The organism is Mycolicibacterium fallax (assembly GCF_010726955.1).
GTDB classification, from domain to species: domain Bacteria; phylum Actinomycetota; class Actinomycetes; order Mycobacteriales; family Mycobacteriaceae; genus Mycobacterium; species Mycobacterium fallax.
In genome coordinates this window covers 3,661,572-3,678,254 of sequence record NZ_AP022603.1, presented here as the reverse complement: position 1 = coordinate 3,678,254, position 16,683 = coordinate 3,661,572, and the positions used below count along the sequence as shown (strand labels likewise).

The 16,683-nt window shown below is 69.7% G+C and carries 13 protein-coding genes, 4 tRNA genes and 1 pseudogene; 7 read left to right on the top strand and 11 right to left on the bottom strand.

The window, feature by feature from the left end; translation table 11 throughout:
* Positions 1 to 133: 133 nt before the first annotated feature.
* A complete protein-coding gene (locus tag G6N10_RS17615) occupies positions 134 to 1,303 on the bottom strand; it encodes a hypothetical protein (protein WP_234810661.1) in 1,170 nt (389 codons plus the stop codon).
* Between the two features lie 33 nt (positions 1,304 to 1,336).
* On the opposite strand from G6N10_RS17615, the pseudogene G6N10_RS17605 reads away from it, so the two are divergent.
* Positions 1,337 to 2,220 (top strand): annotated as a pseudogene (locus tag G6N10_RS17605) (tyrosine-type recombinase/integrase); the annotation flags it as partial.
* A 38-nt stretch (positions 2,221 to 2,258) separates the two neighbouring features.
* Here G6N10_RS17605 and G6N10_RS17600 read toward each other — a convergent pair.
* From G6N10_RS17600 to G6N10_RS17585, 4 genes are all read right to left on the bottom strand, one after another.
* Positions 2,259 to 2,335, bottom strand: a tRNA-Phe gene (locus G6N10_RS17600).
* Between the two features lie 31 nt (positions 2,336 to 2,366).
* Positions 2,367 to 2,443 (bottom strand) — tRNA-Asp (locus tag G6N10_RS17595).
* Positions 2,444 to 2,484: 41 nt separating this feature from the next.
* Positions 2,485 to 2,557 (bottom strand) — tRNA-Glu (locus G6N10_RS17590).
* A 229-nt stretch (positions 2,558 to 2,786) separates the two neighbouring features.
* Positions 2,787 to 2,859: transfer RNA gene (locus G6N10_RS17585), tRNA-Lys, on the bottom strand.
* 102 nt (positions 2,860 to 2,961) lie between these two features.
* On the opposite strand from G6N10_RS17585, the gene G6N10_RS17580 reads away from it, so the two are divergent.
* Complete coding sequence (locus tag G6N10_RS17580; protein WP_085099775.1) at positions 2,962 to 4,641, top strand: SulP family inorganic anion transporter; 1,680 nt, start codon at positions 2,962 to 2,964, stop codon at positions 4,639 to 4,641.
* On the opposite strand, the gene G6N10_RS17575 is transcribed toward G6N10_RS17580, so the two are convergent.
* Together G6N10_RS17575 and G6N10_RS17570 are read right to left on the bottom strand one after the other, a co-directional pair.
* Positions 4,632 to 5,753: a serine/threonine-protein kinase gene (locus G6N10_RS17575; protein ID WP_085099772.1), complete on the bottom strand. Its 1,122-nt coding sequence runs from the start codon at positions 5,751 to 5,753 to the stop codon at positions 4,632 to 4,634. The two genes, G6N10_RS17580 and G6N10_RS17575, sit on opposite strands and share 10 nt — an antisense overlap.
* A 65-nt stretch (positions 5,754 to 5,818) precedes the next feature.
* Positions 5,819 to 6,808: an oxygenase MpaB family protein gene (locus G6N10_RS17570; protein ID WP_085099769.1), complete on the bottom strand. Its 990-nt coding sequence runs from the start codon at positions 6,806 to 6,808 to the stop codon at positions 5,819 to 5,821.
* Between the two features lie 64 nt (positions 6,809 to 6,872).
* Between G6N10_RS17570 and G6N10_RS17565 the strand changes: the two genes are divergently transcribed.
* The 5 genes from G6N10_RS17565 to phoU all read left to right on the top strand — a co-directional run bounded on the left by G6N10_RS17565 (position 6,873) and on the right by phoU (position 12,611).
* Positions 6,873 to 7,463, top strand: a complete 591-nt coding sequence (locus G6N10_RS17565) for a TetR/AcrR family transcriptional regulator (protein WP_085099766.1) — start codon at positions 6,873 to 6,875, stop codon at positions 7,461 to 7,463.
* Between the two features lie 99 nt (positions 7,464 to 7,562).
* The gene (locus G6N10_RS17560; RefSeq protein WP_085099763.1) at positions 7,563 to 8,561 is read left to right on the top strand and encodes an acyl-ACP desaturase; all 999 of its coding nucleotides are present in this window, start codon (positions 7,563 to 7,565) and stop codon (positions 8,559 to 8,561) included.
* Positions 8,562 to 8,575: 14 nt separating this feature from the next.
* A complete protein-coding gene (dusB, locus tag G6N10_RS17555) occupies positions 8,576 to 9,745 on the top strand; it encodes a tRNA dihydrouridine synthase DusB (RefSeq protein WP_109750614.1) in 1,170 nt (389 codons plus the stop codon).
* Between the two features lie 96 nt (positions 9,746 to 9,841).
* Positions 9,842 to 11,872 carry an LCP family protein gene (locus G6N10_RS17550; protein ID WP_085099760.1) on the top strand — a complete coding sequence of 677 codons (2,031 nt, stop codon included), beginning with the start codon at positions 9,842 to 9,844 and terminating at the stop codon, positions 11,870 to 11,872.
* A 67-nt stretch (positions 11,873 to 11,939) separates the two neighbouring features.
* Positions 11,940 to 12,611 carry a phosphate signaling complex protein PhoU gene (phoU, locus tag G6N10_RS17545; protein WP_085099757.1) on the top strand — a complete coding sequence of 224 codons (672 nt, stop codon included), beginning with the start codon at positions 11,940 to 11,942 and terminating at the stop codon, positions 12,609 to 12,611.
* 71 nt (positions 12,612 to 12,682) lie between these two features.
* Here the strand turns inward: phoU and pstB are convergent, their stop codons facing one another.
* The 4 genes from pstB to pstS form a co-directional block, all read right to left on the bottom strand.
* Positions 12,683 to 13,459 (bottom strand): phosphate ABC transporter ATP-binding protein PstB, encoded by a 777-nt coding sequence (pstB, locus tag G6N10_RS17540; RefSeq protein WP_085099754.1) that lies wholly within the window; start codon positions 13,457 to 13,459, stop codon positions 12,683 to 12,685.
* An 8-nt stretch (positions 13,460 to 13,467) separates the two neighbouring features.
* The gene (pstA, locus tag G6N10_RS17535; RefSeq protein WP_085099751.1) at positions 13,468 to 14,382 is read right to left on the bottom strand and encodes a phosphate ABC transporter permease PstA; all 915 of its coding nucleotides are present in this window, start codon (positions 14,380 to 14,382) and stop codon (positions 13,468 to 13,470) included.
* On the bottom strand, positions 14,379 to 15,404 hold the full coding sequence (gene pstC, locus G6N10_RS17530) for a phosphate ABC transporter permease subunit PstC (protein ID WP_109750613.1): 1,026 nt from the start codon (positions 15,402 to 15,404) through the stop codon (positions 14,379 to 14,381). The genes pstA and pstC overlap by 4 nt, the downstream gene beginning before the upstream one ends.
* Before the next feature lie 81 nt (positions 15,405 to 15,485).
* Positions 15,486 to 16,595: a phosphate ABC transporter substrate-binding protein PstS gene (gene pstS, locus G6N10_RS17525; protein WP_085099914.1), complete on the bottom strand. Its 1,110-nt coding sequence runs from the start codon at positions 16,593 to 16,595 to the stop codon at positions 15,486 to 15,488.
* Between the last annotated feature and the right edge of the window lie 88 nt (positions 16,596 to 16,683).

The window sequence follows — 16,683 nt, the reverse complement described above, 5'->3', positions numbered from 1 at the left end:
CGACGAGGACCACCGCGACGACGGTCAGCAGTGGCCTGACGAGGAGCACGACCGGGACTGAGCGCGACACCCCGACCCCGACACAGAGACACCCCGCAACCTTCACGGCTGCGGGGTGTTGCTGTACCTGGGCTCAGCGCACGGCCGACGGGTCGAGCGCGCTGGTCGACGGTGACGGCGACGTCTGCCCGATGCCGGTCTGCGTAGCCTCCGCCGAGCTCGGTCCACCACTCGCGGCGGGCTTCGGTGCACCAGGAGTGCCCGCCGACGGGACTCCACCTGCCGGGGCCGGTGCCGGAGCACCGGGAGCGGGATCGGCAGGCTTCGGCGGGGTGCTCGCATCGGTGGGCGTCGCGGCCGGAGACGTTCCTCCCGGCACCTGCTGCTCCACGCCCGCGGTCTGTCCCGACACCGGCTGCGTACCCGGTGCACCGTTCGGGCTGGGATCGTTGAGGTGGAAGTAACCACCCCTGCTGCCGGCGTCCTGCGGGAGCTGGTCCGAAGTCACGACCTTGTACTCGGTCAGGTCGTAGAAGCGGCCATCGCCGAGCAGCAGGTACGACCTGTCGCCGGCCACGAGCAGGTCGCCGGGCTTGGCCTGCGCCGGGGCGACCTGACTGCCGGGGTCCTGCCCGGGCACAGGAGGCGTGAGGCCGGCCTGCGCCGCGGCGTCGGCCAGCGAGAGCGGGTGCGCGGGATCGGCGTTGGCGAGCAAGGAGGCCAGCTTCGCCGTCTTCGCGTCGGGGAACTCGACCCGCGTGCCCTTCACGTCGACCTGCTTGCTCTGCTCGGGAGGTGCGGACTGTCCCTGCGCGGCGGGCGCGGCGGGGTTCGCGGCGGTAGCGGCGGAGGGCTGAGCAGGCACCGCGGCGGTGTGAGCGCCCGGCTTCTCCGCGGTCGCGAGTTTCGACTCCGGGGCCTTCGCGTTGTCCGTCTTCGACGCCGCGAGCGACGGCTTGGTCTCGGACTTCTCCTTCTTCGGCTCGGCGAGCTTGCGCTCCTCCTTCTTCTCCTCGCCCTTCCTGCCGTCGTCGAGCTTGCGGTCACCGTCGGTGCTGAGGGGCTTGCTCGGGGAGTTGCTGAGCGGGCTGCCGCCGGTGTTGCCCAGGGGCGACCCACCGCCGAGCCCTCCGGTACCCAGGTTCGGGGTGCTCGGCGTGGTGGGCGCCGCGGTCTTCTGGTTCAGCGACCGGAGCAGGTCACCAAGTACAACCGGCGCCGCCGTCAGCGCGCCCTCGGCAAACTCACCCCGGTCCAGTTTGAGATGATCTACACGGCCGCAGACGCGGCCTGAACCCTGCACACCCCGAGTGTCAACCAGACCGGGGGCAGACCCGTGTCACCAAAGACCTGGAGTGGCTACACCCAACATTGGGACCTCCGCATCGGGCCGAGGTTCGGTCATGTGCCCGTGGACGAGATCACCCGCGCCGATGTCCAGGCGTTCGTTGACGGCTTGGCGGTTGGGCCGTGGGCGAAGGTGTCCACGCTGCGACTTCTGCGGTCCATCCTCGACGTCGCTCACCAGGATGGCCGGATCCACCGCAATCCGGCACTCGGTGTCTCGGCGGGCCGCATTCCCGAGCGCGAACGTCACCGCTACCTCACCGCGCAGGAAGTCCAGACGCTGGCTGTTGCATGTGGCGACCAGGGTGATGTTGTGACCGTTCTCGCCTACACGGGTCTGCGTTGGTCCGAGCTGGTAGGTCTCCGCGTCAAGGACGTCGACCTCGTTGCCCGCCGGCTCTACGTGTGACGTGCAGCGCCCGAAGTCGAAGGACGCCTCGAAATCGGGCCGCCAAAGACTCGTGCGGGGATCAGAACAGTCCCGCTCCCCCAAGTCGTTGTCGACATCCTCAAGACCCGGATCGGCGGACGGGATCGTGACGAACCGGACATCACGTCGCCCCGCGGCACCATGCTCCGATCGAACAACTGGCGGAGGCACACGCACTGGAAGAAGGCACTAGAGAAGACGGGCCTGGCACCCTGACCATCCATGATTTGCGCCACACCTACGCGAGCCTGGCCCGGAAGTCCGGCGCTGATCTTCGCTACGTCCAGAAAACGATGGGCCACTCGACACCGACCGTCACCGCGAACATCTACAGCGATCTCTATGCCGACGAACTAGACCAAGTGGCAACAAACCTCGATCAGCTTCACGCAACCGAGATTCACACACCGAAGACCGGACAAGAACCGGACGAATCAAACTGATAACTGAGTGCAAGAATCGTGTCTACGCAGGTAGAACGTGGTGGCCAGGGCCGGGATCGAACCGGCGACCTTCCGCTTTTCAGGCGGACGCTCGTACCAACTGAGCTACCTGGCCGGAAGGCACACCTGGTGCCTCACCACAAAAATGGCGACCCTGACGGGACTCGAACCCGCGACCTCCGCCGTGACAGGGCGGCGCGCTAACCAACTGCGCCACAGGGCCTTGCTTGTACTGCTGTGCGTACCGACGTACGTCGTTACGCGTACCCCCTACGGGATTCGAACCCGCGCTACCGCCTTGAAAGGGCGGCGTCCTAGGCCGCTAGACGAAGGGGGCCAGAGCCGAATCTCTCCGGGGTACTCGCAACGCTTCCGTTGGGAGCTTCGATAGCTTAGGGCACCGGATGCCCAATCCCCAAACCGGTCCCCGCCTCGACCCCGGAAAGCCGGCCTGAGCTGCGATGACATCGCGCTCCAGCCGTCACGGACCTGAGCGTACGGAGCAGCCGCGACCGGCCAGCGGCATCCCGCCCAGCGCTCAGGCTGGTGCGAATCGGCCATTTTTGTGCCCCCACCAGGGCTCGAACCTGGGACCTGCGGATTAAAAGTCCGTAGCTCTACCAACTGAGCTATAGGGGCGTGCGAGACAGAATACCGACCGCGCGCAGCCGCCAACGACCGACCGGCCAACGCGGGGATCCGCTGCGCGCACGACCGACCCGAGGGGAACAATCAGTGCTCATGCTCGACGACTGGGTGCCCGGCTGGAACCGGCTGCGGCACTATCGGCGGTCCTGGCTGCGCGGCGATGTGCTGGCCGGCCTGACCGTCGCTGCCTACCTGATCCCCCAGGTGATGGCCTACGCCACCGTCGCGGGCCTGCCGCCGATCGCCGGACTGTGGGCGGCGCTGGGCCCGATCGCGGTGTACGTGCTGCTGGGCTCCTCGCGGCAACTGTCCGTCGGCCCGGAATCGACCACGGCGTTGATGACGGCGACCGCGCTGGCGCCGCTGGCGATCGCCGACCCGGCCCGCTACGCCGCGCTGGCCGCGCTGCTGGCCCTGCTGGTCGGGGTGATCTGCCTGATCGCCGGGCTGGCCCGGCTCGGGTTCCTCTCCGACCTGCTGTCGCACCCGGTGCTGGTCGGCTACATGACCGGGGTGGCGCTGATCATGATCGCCGACCAACTCGGCCGCGCCACCGGGGTACCGGTCAGCGGCGTCGAGTTCCTCGACGAAATCCGGTCCTTCCTCACCGGCCTGGACCAGTACCACCTCCCGACCGTGCTGCTCTCGACGGCGGTGCTGACGGCGCTGCTGCTCGGCTACCGGTTCGCACCACGGTTCCCCGGGCCGCTCATCGCCGTCGTCGCTGCGGCGGTGATCGTCGCGGTCTTCGACCTCACCGAACGCGGCATCGCGGTGGTCGGCCCGATCCCCGCCGGACTGCCCAGCCCGACGCTGCCGGAGGTCACCCTCGCCGACATCGGCACCCTGCTGGTCGCCGCACTGGGCATCGCCGTCGTCGCGTTCTCCGACAACGCCCTGACCGCCCGCACTTTCGCCGCCCGCCGCCGGGAGGACATCGACGCCAACGCCGAGCTGCGCGCCCTGGGCGTGGCCAACCTGAGCAGCGGCTTGAGCAGCGGTTTTCCGGTGAGTTCCAGCGGCAGCCGCACCGCCGTCGGCGACAGCGTCGGCTCCCGCACCCAGGTGTACTCGCTGGTCATGCTCGTCACCGTGGTCATTGCCCTGCTGGCCGGGCGGGGCCTGCTGGAGAAGATTCCGATGCCCGCCCTCGGCGCGCTGGTCATCTACGCCGCGATCCGGCTGATCGACCTGGCCGAGTTCCGCCGGATCGCCGCGTTTCGGCGCAGCGAACTGGTCATCGCGGTGTCCACCACGGTCGCGGTGCTGACCGTCGGCGTGCTCTACGGCGTGCTGGTCGCCGTCGGGGTGTCCATCCTGGACCTGCTGCACCGGGTGGCCCGCCCGCACGACGCCGTCCTCGGCAACGTCCCGGACGTGGCCGGCATGCACGACGTCGACGACTACCCCGACGCCACCCCGATCGCCGGCCTGCTGGTGTATCGCTACGACGCACCGTTGTTCTTCGCCAACTCCGAGGACTTCCGCGGCCGGGCGCTGGCCGCCGTCGACGCCAACGCCACCCCGGTGCGCTGGTTCGTGCTCAACGCCGATGCCCAGGTCGACCCCGACCTGACCGCCGTCGAGGCCCTGGAGCAGCTGCGCCGCGAGCTCACCGACCGCGGCATCGTGTTCGCGATGGCCCGGGTCAAACAGGACCTGCTCGACGACCTGCAGGCCGCCGGCTTCGCCGACCGGCTCGGGCCGGGCCGGATCTTCCCGACGCTGGCCACCGCGGTGGCGGCGTTTCGCACCGGCTCCGATCAGCCGTAACCGCGGCGCGGCGGCACCTCCGGCGGGGCCGGGGCGGTCGTCGTCACCGGCGGCGTGGAGGTGACGGTGGTGACCACCGGCGGGGGCTGCTCACGCTGGCTGGAGGCGCCGAGGAAGAACGCCAGCGCGCCCACCACCAGGCCGACCACCACCGCGACGGCGACCGCGACCAGCGCCACCAGCTGCCAGCTGCGCCGCCGGACCAGCACCGGCTGGGGCACCACGATGACCGACGGGCCGGCTGCCGGCGGTGTCGCCGGCGGCGGCGCGGGCGGGATCGGGATCGGGCCGGTGACCGGGTCGCCGCTGACGTCGGCAAGCTCGGCCAGCATCGCCGCCGCGCTCGGGAACCGGGCCGGCTCCTCGGAGGTCATCGCCCGGTCGACGATGGCGGCCAGCTGCGGGTCGATGTCCGGGCGCTGCACGGCCACCGGGGGCGGTGGCTCCTCGGTGATCGCCCGGGCCAGCGCCACCAGGTTCTCCTGCGGGAACGCCCGCCGCCCGGTCAGCGCCTCGTGGCCGACGACGCCGACCGCGTACAGGTCGTCGGAGACGGTGGCGGCCCGGCCGGTCAGCCGCTCCGGGCTCATGTAGGCCATCGTGCCCATGATCTGCCCGGTCTCGGTGCGGTAGGTGTCCAGCCCCTTGGCCAGCCCGAAGTCGGCGACCTTCACGTGCCCGTCCTCGCCGAGCAGGATGTTGGCCGGTTTGATGTCGCGGTGCAGGATGCCGGCGGCGTGCGCGGCGGCCAGCGCCGAGAGCACCTCGGTGAGCATGGTGCGCACGTACTCCTGGCGGACCGGGCCCTGGGCGATCAGGTCGGCCAGGCTGCGGCCGGACAGCCGCTGCATCACCAGGTACGGGGCGCCGCGGTGCAGGCCGCGGTCGTAGACGGCGACGATGTTGGGGTGGTTGAGCGCGGCGGCGGCCTCGGCCTCGGCCCAGAACCGGCGCAGGTAGTCCGGGTGGGTGTCGTAGCCGGGGTAGAGCAGCTTGATCGCAACCGGCCGGCCGGCGGCGGTGTCCCAGGCGTCGCGCACCTCGGCCATGCCGCCCCGACCCAGGACGCCACGCATTTCGTAGCGGCCGCCGAGCAGTTCGGGGGCCAACATGGGCTATACCGTAGCCGCCCGGCCGGGCGGCCCGGACAGCACGTGCGCGCGCCGCGCGGGCCCCCTCAGCGCACCGGGCAATAGTGCTTGCCGTCGCCGCGAACCTCGACCGGCGGGAGGTTGCGCGCCGGGGTCTGCGGCAGCGGGGCGTCGGCCGGCAGCCGGCCGGCGGCGCGGTCCCAGCCGGCCCGCGCCCGCGGGTGTTTGCGCAGCCGCGGCGGGACCACGGCGAACGCCGCCCGCACCAGGTCACCGAACCGGCGGTGCAGCCACTCGTCGCGGCGCGACCACCGGTAGCCCAGCCGTCGTCGCACCGGCGGGTCGTACAGCCCGACGGTGAACCAGACGAAGAACCGGGCCAGCACGCGGCGTTGCAGACCCCAGGCCCAGTCCGGCAGCCAGCCGGCGAACGGCGGTTTGGGCAGCGCGGACAGGTCCAGCACCGCGCGGGTTGCCCAGTTGTCCTCCAGCACCTCGGTGCACATCTGCGCCCAGTAGACCTCGAAGTCCTCCCAGGTGTCCGGGACCGGGCGCATGCTCATGCCGTACATCGAGTACCACTGCTTGTGCTCGTCGAAGAGCTGACGTTTTTCCGCCTCGGTGATCCCGCCGCAGAACCGTTCGGCGACGATCAGGGTGCCGACGAAGAAGGTGGCGTGCGCCCAGTAGAAAACGTCCGGGTTCAGCGCGTGGTAGCGGCGGCCCTGGTCGTCGACGCCCTTGATGTCGACGTGATAGTCGCGCACCTCGGCGCCGGTGGCCGGCGCCCGGTCCCCGTCGAACACCACCCCGCCGATCGGGTACAGCGAGCGCATCAGCCGGGGCCAGCGTTCGGTGAAGAAGATGGAGTGCTGTTGCACGGCCGCGCCGAGCTGCGGGTGCATGTTCTGCATCGACCCGGCCCACGGGCCCTGCAGCATGCCGCGCCAGTCACCGAAGTACTTCCAGGTCAGCGAGTCCGGTCCGAGCGGGATCGGCGGCGCGAGGTAGCCCTCCGGCGCGACCGGGCAGCCGGCGCTGGTGGCCGGCGGCGCGGCGGACGTATCTTGAGTCACCGGCGATCTCTTTCCGATCGAAGTAATGACTACATGCGTTGTCAATCGACATTTTAGGAGCACGGTGACGTCCGGTCAACGCCGCGGTCGCTGGACCGGCCTGTCGCTCAGCGAACGCCAGGCCCGCCGCCGGGCCGAGCTGATCACCGCCGGGATCGACCTGCTCGGCAGCCCGGACGGGCCCGCCCTGACCGTGCGGGCGGTCTGCCGCCGCGCCGAACTGACCGAACGCTACTTCTACGAGTGCTTCGCCGACCGCGACGAGTTCGTCCGCGCGGTCTACGACGAGGTCGGCGGTGCGGCCATGACCGCGCTGAGCTCGGCGCACACCCCGCGCGAGGCCGTCGAGGGCTTCGTCGCGCTGATGGTCGACGCGCCGGCCCGCGGCCGGGTGCTGCTGCTGGCCCCGTCCGTCGAACCGGCACTGGCCCGCTCCGGCGCCGCCTGGATGCCGAGCTTCATCGAGTTGCTGCAGCACCGCCTCACCGCCATCGACGACCCGGCCACCCAGCGGATGACGGCGATCAGCCTGGTCGCCGGGCTCACCGGACTGTTCACCGCTTACCTCGACGGCGGGCTGACCGTCGACCGGAAAAAGTTCGTGGACTACTGCGTCGCGTTGGTGGCACGCCACACCGAAGCCGATAACGGTTGAGCCACGTCACAAAACCCGCCGCGTCATAACTTGTTTGCAACCGGCAGACACAGATATATTGAGTGCAACCATTGGGTACAGATAACTTGGGAGGGCTCGGTGTCCAAAGACCTGACCGACCTGCAGCTGCTTACAGAGCTCGAGCCGGTTGTGGCGGAGAACATCAACCGCCACATGAAGATGACCAAGGAGTGGAACCCGCACGACTACATCCCGTGGTCCGACGGCAAGAACTACTACGCCCTCGGCGGCCAGGACTGGGATCCCGAGCAGTCCAAGCTCTCCGAGGTCGCGCAGACCGCCATGGTGCAGAACCTGCTGACCGAGGACAACCTGCCGTCGTATCACCGCGAGATCGCGATGAACTTCACCATGGACGGCCCCTGGGGCTGGTGGGTCAACCGCTGGACCGCCGAGGAGAACCGGCACGGCATCGCGCTGCGCGACTACCTGGTGGTGACCCGCGCCATCGACCCGGTGGAGCTGGAAGTCACCCGGATGGAGCAGGTCACCCGCGGCTTCTCCCCCGGCCAGAACCACCAGGGTGACCTGTTCGCCGAGAGCCTGTTCGACGCCGTCATGTACGTGTCGTTCCAGGAGTTGGCGACCCGGGTCAGCCACCGCAACACCGGCAAGGCGTGCAACGACCCGGTGGCCGACGCGCTGCTGGGCAAGATCTCCAACGACGAGAACCTGCACATGATCTTCTACCGGGACACCAGCGCCGCCGGCCTGGACATCTGCCCCAACCAGGCGATGAAGTCCCTGCACCGGGTGCTGCGCAACTTCCGGATGCCCGGGTTCACCGTGCCGGAGTTCCGCCGCAAGGCCGTGATCATCGCCGTCGGCGGGGTCTACGACCCGCGCATCCACCTCGACGACGTGGTGATGCCGGTGCTCAAGAAGTGGCGGATCTTCGAGCGCGAGGACTTCACCGGTGAGGCCGCCGCGATGCGCGACGACCTGGGCCTGCTCATCGAGGAACTCGAGGAGACCTGCGAGAAGTTCGAGGTGGCCAAGGAGCGCCGCCTGGAGCGCGAGCGCAAGGTCGCCGAGAAGAAGGCGATGAAGAACCTGCTGGTGTCCTCATCGTCGTGACCCCCACGCCAACCATGGCGACCGTTCTGCCCTCATCGGCCCGGCCCGCACTGCGGATCGGGCCGATGAATTTGGCCAGCCCCGTCGTGCTCGCACCGATGGCCGGGGTCACCAACGTCGCGTTCCGCACGCTGTGCCGCGAACTCGAGCTGGCCCGCGCCGGCACCGTCAGCGGGCTGTACGTCTGCGAGATGGTGACCGCCCGCGCCCTGGTCGAGCGGCACCCGGTCACCATGCACATGACCACCTTCGGGCCCGACGAGTCACCACGCTCGCTGCAGCTCTACACCGTCGACCCGGACACCACCTACGCCGCGGCCCGGATGATCGCCACCGAGGGCCTGGCCGACCACATCGACCTGAACTTCGGCTGCCCGGTACCCAAGGTGACCCGGCGTGGCGGCGGCTCGGCGCTGCCCTACAAGCGCCGACTGTTCGGCCGGATCGTCGCGGCCGCCGTCCGGGCCTGCGCGGACACCGACATCCCGGTCACCGTCAAGTTCCGGGTCGGCATCGACGACGAGCACCACACCTACCTCGACGCCGGCCGGATCGCCGCCGCCGAGGGCGCGGCCGCGGTCGCGCTGCACGCCCGCACCGCCGCCCAGCGCTACTCCGGGACCGCGGACTGGGACCGGATCGCCGAGCTCAAAGCGCTGCTGCCCGACGTCCCGGTGCTGGGCAACGGCGACATCTTCAACGCCGGCGACGCCGTGGCGATGATGGACCGGACCGGCTGCGACGGCGTCGTCATCGGCCGCGGCTGCCTGGGCCGGCCGTGGCTGTTCGCCGAGCTGTCGGCGGTGTTCAACGGCGAGCCGGTGGCCACCCCGCCGAACCTCGGCGAGGTCGCCGACATCATCCGCCGGCACGGCGCACTGCTGTCCGCGCACTTCGGCGAGGACAAGGGCATGCGGGACATCCGCAAGCACATCGCCTGGTACCTGCACGGCTTCCCCGCCGGCGCGGACCTGCGCCGGGCGCTGGCACTGGTGAAGACGCTCGACGAACTCGACACGCTGCTCGACGGGCTCGACCCCGACGTGCCGTTCGGCCCGCACGCCGCCGGACCCCGCGGCAGGCAGGGTTCGCCCGGGTCGGTGACACTGCCCGAGGGCTGGCTCGACGACCCCGATGACCTCACGGTTCCGGTCGGCGCCGACGTGATGAACTCCGGCGGCTGAGCGGCACCGTACCCAACCGAGACCCTTCTGGAATGGGTTTAGGCCAAATCGGTCAGTACGATGGGAACCCGTTCGTACCCGAGGTGAGGACCAGCGATGACGGATGGCGACAACGCCACGCCTGGTTCTCCCGACCCCGCCGACGACAGCCCGTGGATCAGCCGGGCCCAGACCCACGGCCCGGTCGCCGCGCCCTGGGAGCGGCTCGCCGCGGCCGACCCCGGCCCCGACCCCGGCGAAAACGACGCCGTCGCCGCGCCGCCGGCCTACGGCAGCCACACCGACGGCATCTCCGTCGCCGAGCTGATCGCCCGGGTCACCGGCAAGCCCGCCGAGCTGCCCGAACCCGAGCTGCCCAAACCCGAACCCGAGCCGCTGCCCGACCTCGACGCCCTGCACGGCGTCGTCGACTACCCCACCGAGGCGATCCCGGCGGTGCCCGCGGCGATCCCGCGCACCGCCGCACCGGCCGCCCGGCCCGGCCCGCCGGCCCGGGCGCACCGGCCCCCGGCGACCACGCCCGGCAAGCCGCCCCGCCGGCGCCCGCTGCTGCTGGCCGGCCGCTCACTGGCCGCGCTGTTCGCGGTGCTGGCCCTGCTGCTCACCGGCAGCGCCTGGCAGTGGACCGCCTCAAAGAACCAGATGCTCAACAAGGTCGCCGCGCTCGACCCCAATTCCCTGGACATCCTGGACCCGAACGCCCAGTTCGGCGACGAAAACTTCCTGATCGTCGGGGTCGACAGCCGCTACGGCGAGAACGCCGAGATGGGCGCCGGGGACACCGAGGACGCCGGCGGGCAGCGCTCGGACAGCATCATCCTGGTGAACATCCCGGCCAACCGGAAACGGGTGGTGGCGGTGTCCTTCCCGCGCGACCTGGCCATCACCCCGATCGAGTGCCGGGCCTGGGACCCGCAGACCGGCGAGTACGGCCCGGTCTACGACGAGGAGACCGGCACCTACAGCGACGAGTACCGCACCATCGAGACCAAGATCAACTCCGCCTACTCGTTCGGCGGGCCGAAGTGCCTGGTCAAGGTGATTCAGAAGATTTCCGGGCTGTCCATCAGCCGGTTCATCGCCGTCGACTTCGCCGGATTCTCCAAGATGGTCGACGCGGTCGGCGGCGTCGAGGTGTGCTCCCCCACCCCGCTGGAGGACTACGAACTGGGCACCGTGCTGGAGCACTCCGGCCACCAGCGCATCGACGGGCACACCGCGCTGAACTACGTGCGGGCCCGCCAGGTGACCACCGAGGTCAACGGCGACTACGGCCGGATCAAGCGTCAGCAACTGTTCCTGTCCTCACTGCTGCGTTCGATGATCTCCTCGGAAACCTTCTTCTCGATCAAGAAGCTCAACAACGTCGTCAACACCTTCATCACCGACTCCTTCGTCGACAACGTCAAAACCAAGGACCTCGTCGACCTCGGCCAGTCGGTGCAGGGCATCGCCGCCGGCCGGATCACCTTCGTGACGTTGCCGACCACCGGCATCGTCGACGAGGACGGCAACGAGGAGCCCTACACCGGCGCCATCCGGGCATTGTTCGACGCGATCATCAACGACGACCCGCTGCCCGGCGAGAACGACAAGAACGAGACCACCACCCCGATCACCAACAGCGCCGAGACCACCACATCCACCAGCACGGCAGCCGACGCCGAGGCAACCGCCAGCACCGAGGAGCAGCCCGAGACCACCGAGGTGGTGCAGGCGGTCACCACCGACCCGGCCGGCATCAGCGTGCACGTGTCGAACTCCACCGAGCGGTCCGGGCTGGGCGCCGCGGTCAGCGAGCAACTCGAACTCGACGGGTTCACCGTCGACACCCCCGACGACCACCCCGAAGCACTGTCGAGCACCACCGTGCGGTACTCCCCGGGCAACGAGGCGGCCGCGGTGACCGTCGCCGCGATGCTGGGCAACCCGCGGGTCGAGCGGGTGACCGGACTCGGCCAGGAGGTGCGGGTGCTGCTCGGCGCCGACTTCACCGCCGTCGGCGCGCCGCTGCCGGCCGATTCCCCGGTCGAGATCCACATCACCCGGCGCGCCCCGGAGACCCGGACCGCCGACCTGCCCGAGGGCCTGACGCTGACCAACGCCGCCGACGCCAGCTGCGAATAGCGCGCATTCACCGCGCGTTCACCTGTCCCGGCGCTGCCGTTCGTCTCCGCGCACTACCCTGGAATTCATGCGGACCGCCTACCACGAACAACTGGACGCCCTCTCCTCGCTGCTCGGCGAGATGTGCGGGCTGTCCGGGCGGGCCATGGAGCGCGCGACCCAGGCGCTGCTGCAGGCCGACCTGGTGCTCGCCGAGGCCGTCATCAGCGACCACGACCAGATCACCGCGATGAGCGCGAAGGCCGAAGAATCCGCCTTCGTGCTGCTGGCGCTGCAGGCGCCGGTGGCCCGGGACCTGCGCTCCATCGTCAGCGCCATCCAGATCGTCGCCGACATCGACCGGATGGGCGCGCTGGCGCTGCACGTCGCCAAGATCGCCCGCCGCCGGCACCCGCAGCACGCGCTGCCCGAGGAGGTCAACGGCTACTTCGCCGAGATGGGCCGGGTCGCCGTCGAACTGGGCAACAGCGCCCAGGATGTGCTGATCACCCGGGATCCGGAGCGGGCCGCCCAGATCCAGGAAGAGGACGACGCGATGGACGACCTGCATCGCCACCTGTTCTCGGTGATGATGGACCGGGAGTGGAAGCACGGCGTCGCCGCGGCCATCGACGTGACCCTGCTCGGCAGGTTCTACGAACGGTTCGCCGACCACGCCGTCGAGGTGGCCCGCCGGGTCATCTTCCAGGCGATCGGCACCTACCCCAACGACGACGCGCTGACGGTCCCCAACAACTGACCGGCCCCAACACCTGACCGGACCCAACACCTGACCGGACCCAACACCTGACCGGGCCGGCCCCGCGGGTGCTACCCGAACCGGCCGGAGATGTAGTCCTCGGTGGCCTTTTCCCGGGGGTTGGAGAAAATCTTCTCGGTGTCGTCGATCTCGATCAGCATGCCGGGGCGCCCGGTGGCCTCCAGGTTGAAGAACGCGGTCTGATCACTGACCCGGGCCGCCTGCTGCATGTTGTGCGTGACGATGACGATGGTGAACTCCTGCTTGAGCTCGGAGATCAGCTCCTCGATGGCCAGCGTGGAGATCGGGTCCAGCGCCGAACACGGCTCGTCCATCAGCAGTACCTCGGGCTGCACGGCGATCGCCCGGGCGATGCACAGCCGCTGCTGCTGGCCGCCGGACAGTCCGCCGCCGGGCTTGTCCAGCCGGTCCTTGACCTCGTTCCACAGGTTCGCCCCGCGCAGCGAGCGCTCGGCGGTCTCGTCGAGCACCGCGCGGTTGCGCACGCCCTGCAGCTTCAGCCCGGCCACCACGTTGTCGCGAATCGACATGGTGGGGAACGGGTTTGGCCGCTGGAAGACCATCCCGATGGTCTTGCGCACACCGACCGGGTCGACGCCCGGGCCGTAGATGTCCTCTCCGTCGAGCAGCACCGAGCCCTGCACCCGGGCGCCGGGAATCACCTCGTGCATCCGGTTCAGCGTGCGCAGCACCGTCGACTTGCCGCAGCCCGACGGGCCGATGAACGCGGTGACGTTGCGGGGCGGCACCGACATCGACACTCCGGCCACGGCGTGGAAGGCGCCGTAGAAGATGTTGACGTCCTTGAGATCGAGGTGCTTGGCCATCGGTTCTCCTAAACCTTCTTGGGGGCAAAGAATTTCGCGGCGAATCGGGCGCCGATGTTGAGCACCGTGATCAGGATCACCAGGGTCAGGGCCGCGCCCCAGAGCCGGTCGTTGGTCACCATGTTGCCGGCGCCGCCGGCGGACACCTGGTCGTACATCATCCCGGGCAGCGAGCCCTGGAATCCGCCGAACATGCCGAAGTTGATGTTCTGCGCGTAGCCCACCAGGACCAGCAGCGGTGCGGTCTCCCCCATCACCCGGGCCAGCGCCAGCATGATGCCGGTGACGATGCCCGACAGGGCGGTGGGCACCACGATCCGCAGGATGGTTTTCCACTTCGGCACGCCGAGGGCGTAGCTGGCCTCACGCAGGTCGATCGGGACGATCCGCAGCATTTCCTCGGTGGAGCGCACGATCACCGGGATCATCAGCAGCACCAGCGACAGCGACACCGCGAACCCGGACCGCTGGAAGCCGAACGTCGCCACCCACAGGGCGTAGACGAACAGCGCCGCGACGATCGACGGCACGCCGGTGAGAATGTCCACCATGAAGGTGGTCAGCTTGCCCAGTCGGGTGCCGCCGCCGTACTCCACCAGGTAGATCCCGACGAACACGCCGACCGGGATGGAGATCGCCGCACAGACCAGGCCCTGAAACAGGGTGCCGACGATGGCGTGGTAGGCGCCGCCGCCCGCCTCGAACGCGGTGATCCCGGCCTGCGACTTCCACCACCAGTCCACCGAGGTCACCACCGAGATGCCCTTGCTGACCGTCGCCCACAGCACCCACGCCAGCGGCACCAGTGCCACCAGCACCGACGCGGTGACCAGCACCGTCGCGGTGTTGTCGACGAGCTTGCGGCGCAGGCTCAGGCCCTCGAACGTCGGCCGTTTGACCGGACGATCCACCGTCTGGGTCATGACCTCCCCTTCCCGGACACCGCGGCGCGGGCCAGTGAGTTCACCGCGAACGTCAGCACGAACAGCACCAGGCCGGCGGCGATGTAGGCGCCCGCCTTGTACTGGTCGTTGAACTCCGAGGCGGCCGAGGCGATCTTGGAGGCGAAGGTGTAGCCGCCGTCGAACAGCGACCAGCCGAACGCCCGCTGGGTGCCGCGCAGGATGATCAGCAGGGCGATCGTCTCGCCGAGCGCACGGCCCAGGCCGAGCATCGCGCCGCTGATGTAGCCGGACATGCCGAACGGCAGCACCGTGGTGCGGACCACCTCCCAGCGGGTGGCGCCCAGCGCCAGCGCCGCCTCGATCTGGCCGTGCGGGGTCTGCACGAACACCTCGCGGGCGACCGCGGTGATGATCGGCAGGATCATCACCGCCAGCACAATGCCGGCGGTGAAGACGGTGCCGCCACCGGCGACCGAGGCGTTGCCGGTGGCGAACAGGAAGAACCAGCCGAGGTTGTCGTTGAGCCACAGCGCGAACGGTCGGATCGCCGGGGCCAGCACATACAGGCCCCACACGCCGTAGATGATCGACGGGACCGCGGCCAGCAGGTCGATCACCGAGGCCAGCGGGCCGGCCAGCCGCTTGGGCGCGTACTGGGTCAAAAAGATGGCGATACCCAGCGCCACCGGCATGGCCAGCACCAGCGCGAACAGCGAGACGAAGACGGTGACCTGGAACAGCTCGGCCACCCCGAAGTGCATCGCCGCGGTGTCGGTGGTGACCCAGTTGCCGCCGAAGGTGAAGAAGTTCTCCTGATTGCGGGTCAGCGCGGGGATGGCCCGCCAGAGCAGAAACACCCCGATCGCGACGATCAGCGCGATGACCGCGATCCCCGAGCTGCGGGCCAGGCCGCCGAAGATCCGGTCCCCGAGCCGGACCCGGGTCTTGCCCGACGGGTCGGTCCGGACGACGGGCGGTCCGGGCAACGGTTCTGCCACCACCCGCCCCGATTCCGTGTCGGTCGGGTCCGGTGGATTCATCGCCGTCCCCGCATCACTGTCTGCTCCCCAAAATCGTGTCATCGCCGTCCGCCGCGGTCATCCGTTTTCATTCCGCGACCGCTACTGGATCGCCCTGGCCGCGGCGACCAACCGGGTCTTGATCGACTCCGGCAGCGCCACGTAGCCGATGGTGTCCAGGCCGGCCTGACCGTGATCGGCGGCGACCGTCAGGAAGGACCGCACCGCCGCGGCGAGCTCGGGCGAATATCCCCGCGAGCAGACGATGTTGTAGGTCACCAGCATCAGCGGGTAGGCGCCCGGCGCGGTGCCGGCGTAAAGCGCGTCCAGGTCGAGCACCAGGTCGTTGCCCGCGCCGACGAAGGTCGCCCCGGCGATCGCGGTCTTGGCCGATTCGCCGGTCAGCGCGACCGGGCCGCCACCGCTGTCGATGGCCGCCACCGACAGCCCGGCCTGGTCGGCGAAGCCCTTCTCGACGTACCCGATCGCGCCCGGGGTGACCTGCACGGCCTGCACAATGCCGGCCGACTTCTGCGCACCCTCACCGGCGCCGCCCTGGAACTCCTTGCCCGCGCCCTTGGTCCAGTCCTGCGGCGCGGCCGCGGCCAGGTACTTCTGGAAGTTGTCGGTGGTCCCCGAGGAATCCGACCGGTAGACCGGGGTGATCGGGGTGTCCGGCAGCTCCTGGTCCGGGTTCAACGCGACCAGCGCCGGGTCGTTCCACCGGGTGATGGCGCCGGTGAAGATGCCGGCCAGCGTCTGCGGGCTGACCGCCAGTTGCTCGACCCCGGGCAGCTGATAGGCCAGCGCGACCGGCCCGAACACCAGCGGCAGGTGCCAGGCCGGGTTGTTGTCGCAGCGTTTGGCCGCGCCGGCGGCCTGCTCGGCGTCCATCGGGGAGTCGGACCCGGCAAAGTCGACATTGCCGGAGACGAACTGGGTGATGCCGGCGCCGGACCCGGTCGGGTTGTAGGACAGGTTCTTGCCGGGGCAGGCCTGGCCCCAGACCTTGTTGAAGATGCCGATGGCGTTCTGCTGCGCGGTGGAGCCCTCCGCGGTCAGCCCGGCCGCGCCCTGGCAGTCGGCGTCGCCGCCGGCCACGAAGCCGCCGGAGCCGCTGTTGTCGTCGCTGCCGCAGCCGGCCAGGGTGACCGCCAGCGCCGCAGCGGACGCGGTCACCAGCAGGGCTCGACCGACTTTGCTGAGGTTCACCGGAACCGGCCTCTCGTTCACCGCACGGAATCGCTACTTACGATTTCCTGTGAAACGTAGGCGCCGGTGATGGCCGAAATGCCGACCC

What these genes read in the sequence shown, in the direction of transcription:
- G6N10_RS17580 (WP_085099775.1), top strand. Translation starts at nt 2,962, where the DNA reads ATGCTCGACGACTGGGTGCCCGGCTGGAACCGGCTGCGGCACTATCGG.
- G6N10_RS17575 (WP_085099772.1), bottom strand. Translation starts at nt 5,753, where the DNA reads ATGTTGGCCCCCGAACTGCTCGGCGGCCGCTACGAAATGCGTGGCGTC.
- dusB (WP_109750614.1), top strand. Translation starts at nt 8,576, where the DNA reads ATGGCGACCGTTCTGCCCTCATCGGCCCGGCCCGCACTGCGGATCGGG.
- G6N10_RS17550 (WP_085099760.1), top strand. Translation starts at nt 9,842, where the DNA reads ATGACGGATGGCGACAACGCCACGCCTGGTTCTCCCGACCCCGCCGAC.
- phoU (WP_085099757.1), top strand. Translation starts at nt 11,940, where the DNA reads ATGCGGACCGCCTACCACGAACAACTGGACGCCCTCTCCTCGCTGCTC.
- pstB (WP_085099754.1), bottom strand. Translation starts at nt 13,459, where the DNA reads ATGGCCAAGCACCTCGATCTCAAGGACGTCAACATCTTCTACGGCGCC.
- pstA (WP_085099751.1), bottom strand. Translation starts at nt 14,382, where the DNA reads ATGACCCAGACGGTGGATCGTCCGGTCAAACGGCCGACGTTCGAGGGC.
- pstC (WP_109750613.1), bottom strand. Translation starts at nt 15,404, where the DNA reads ATGAATCCACCGGACCCGACCGACACGGAATCGGGGCGGGTGGTGGCA.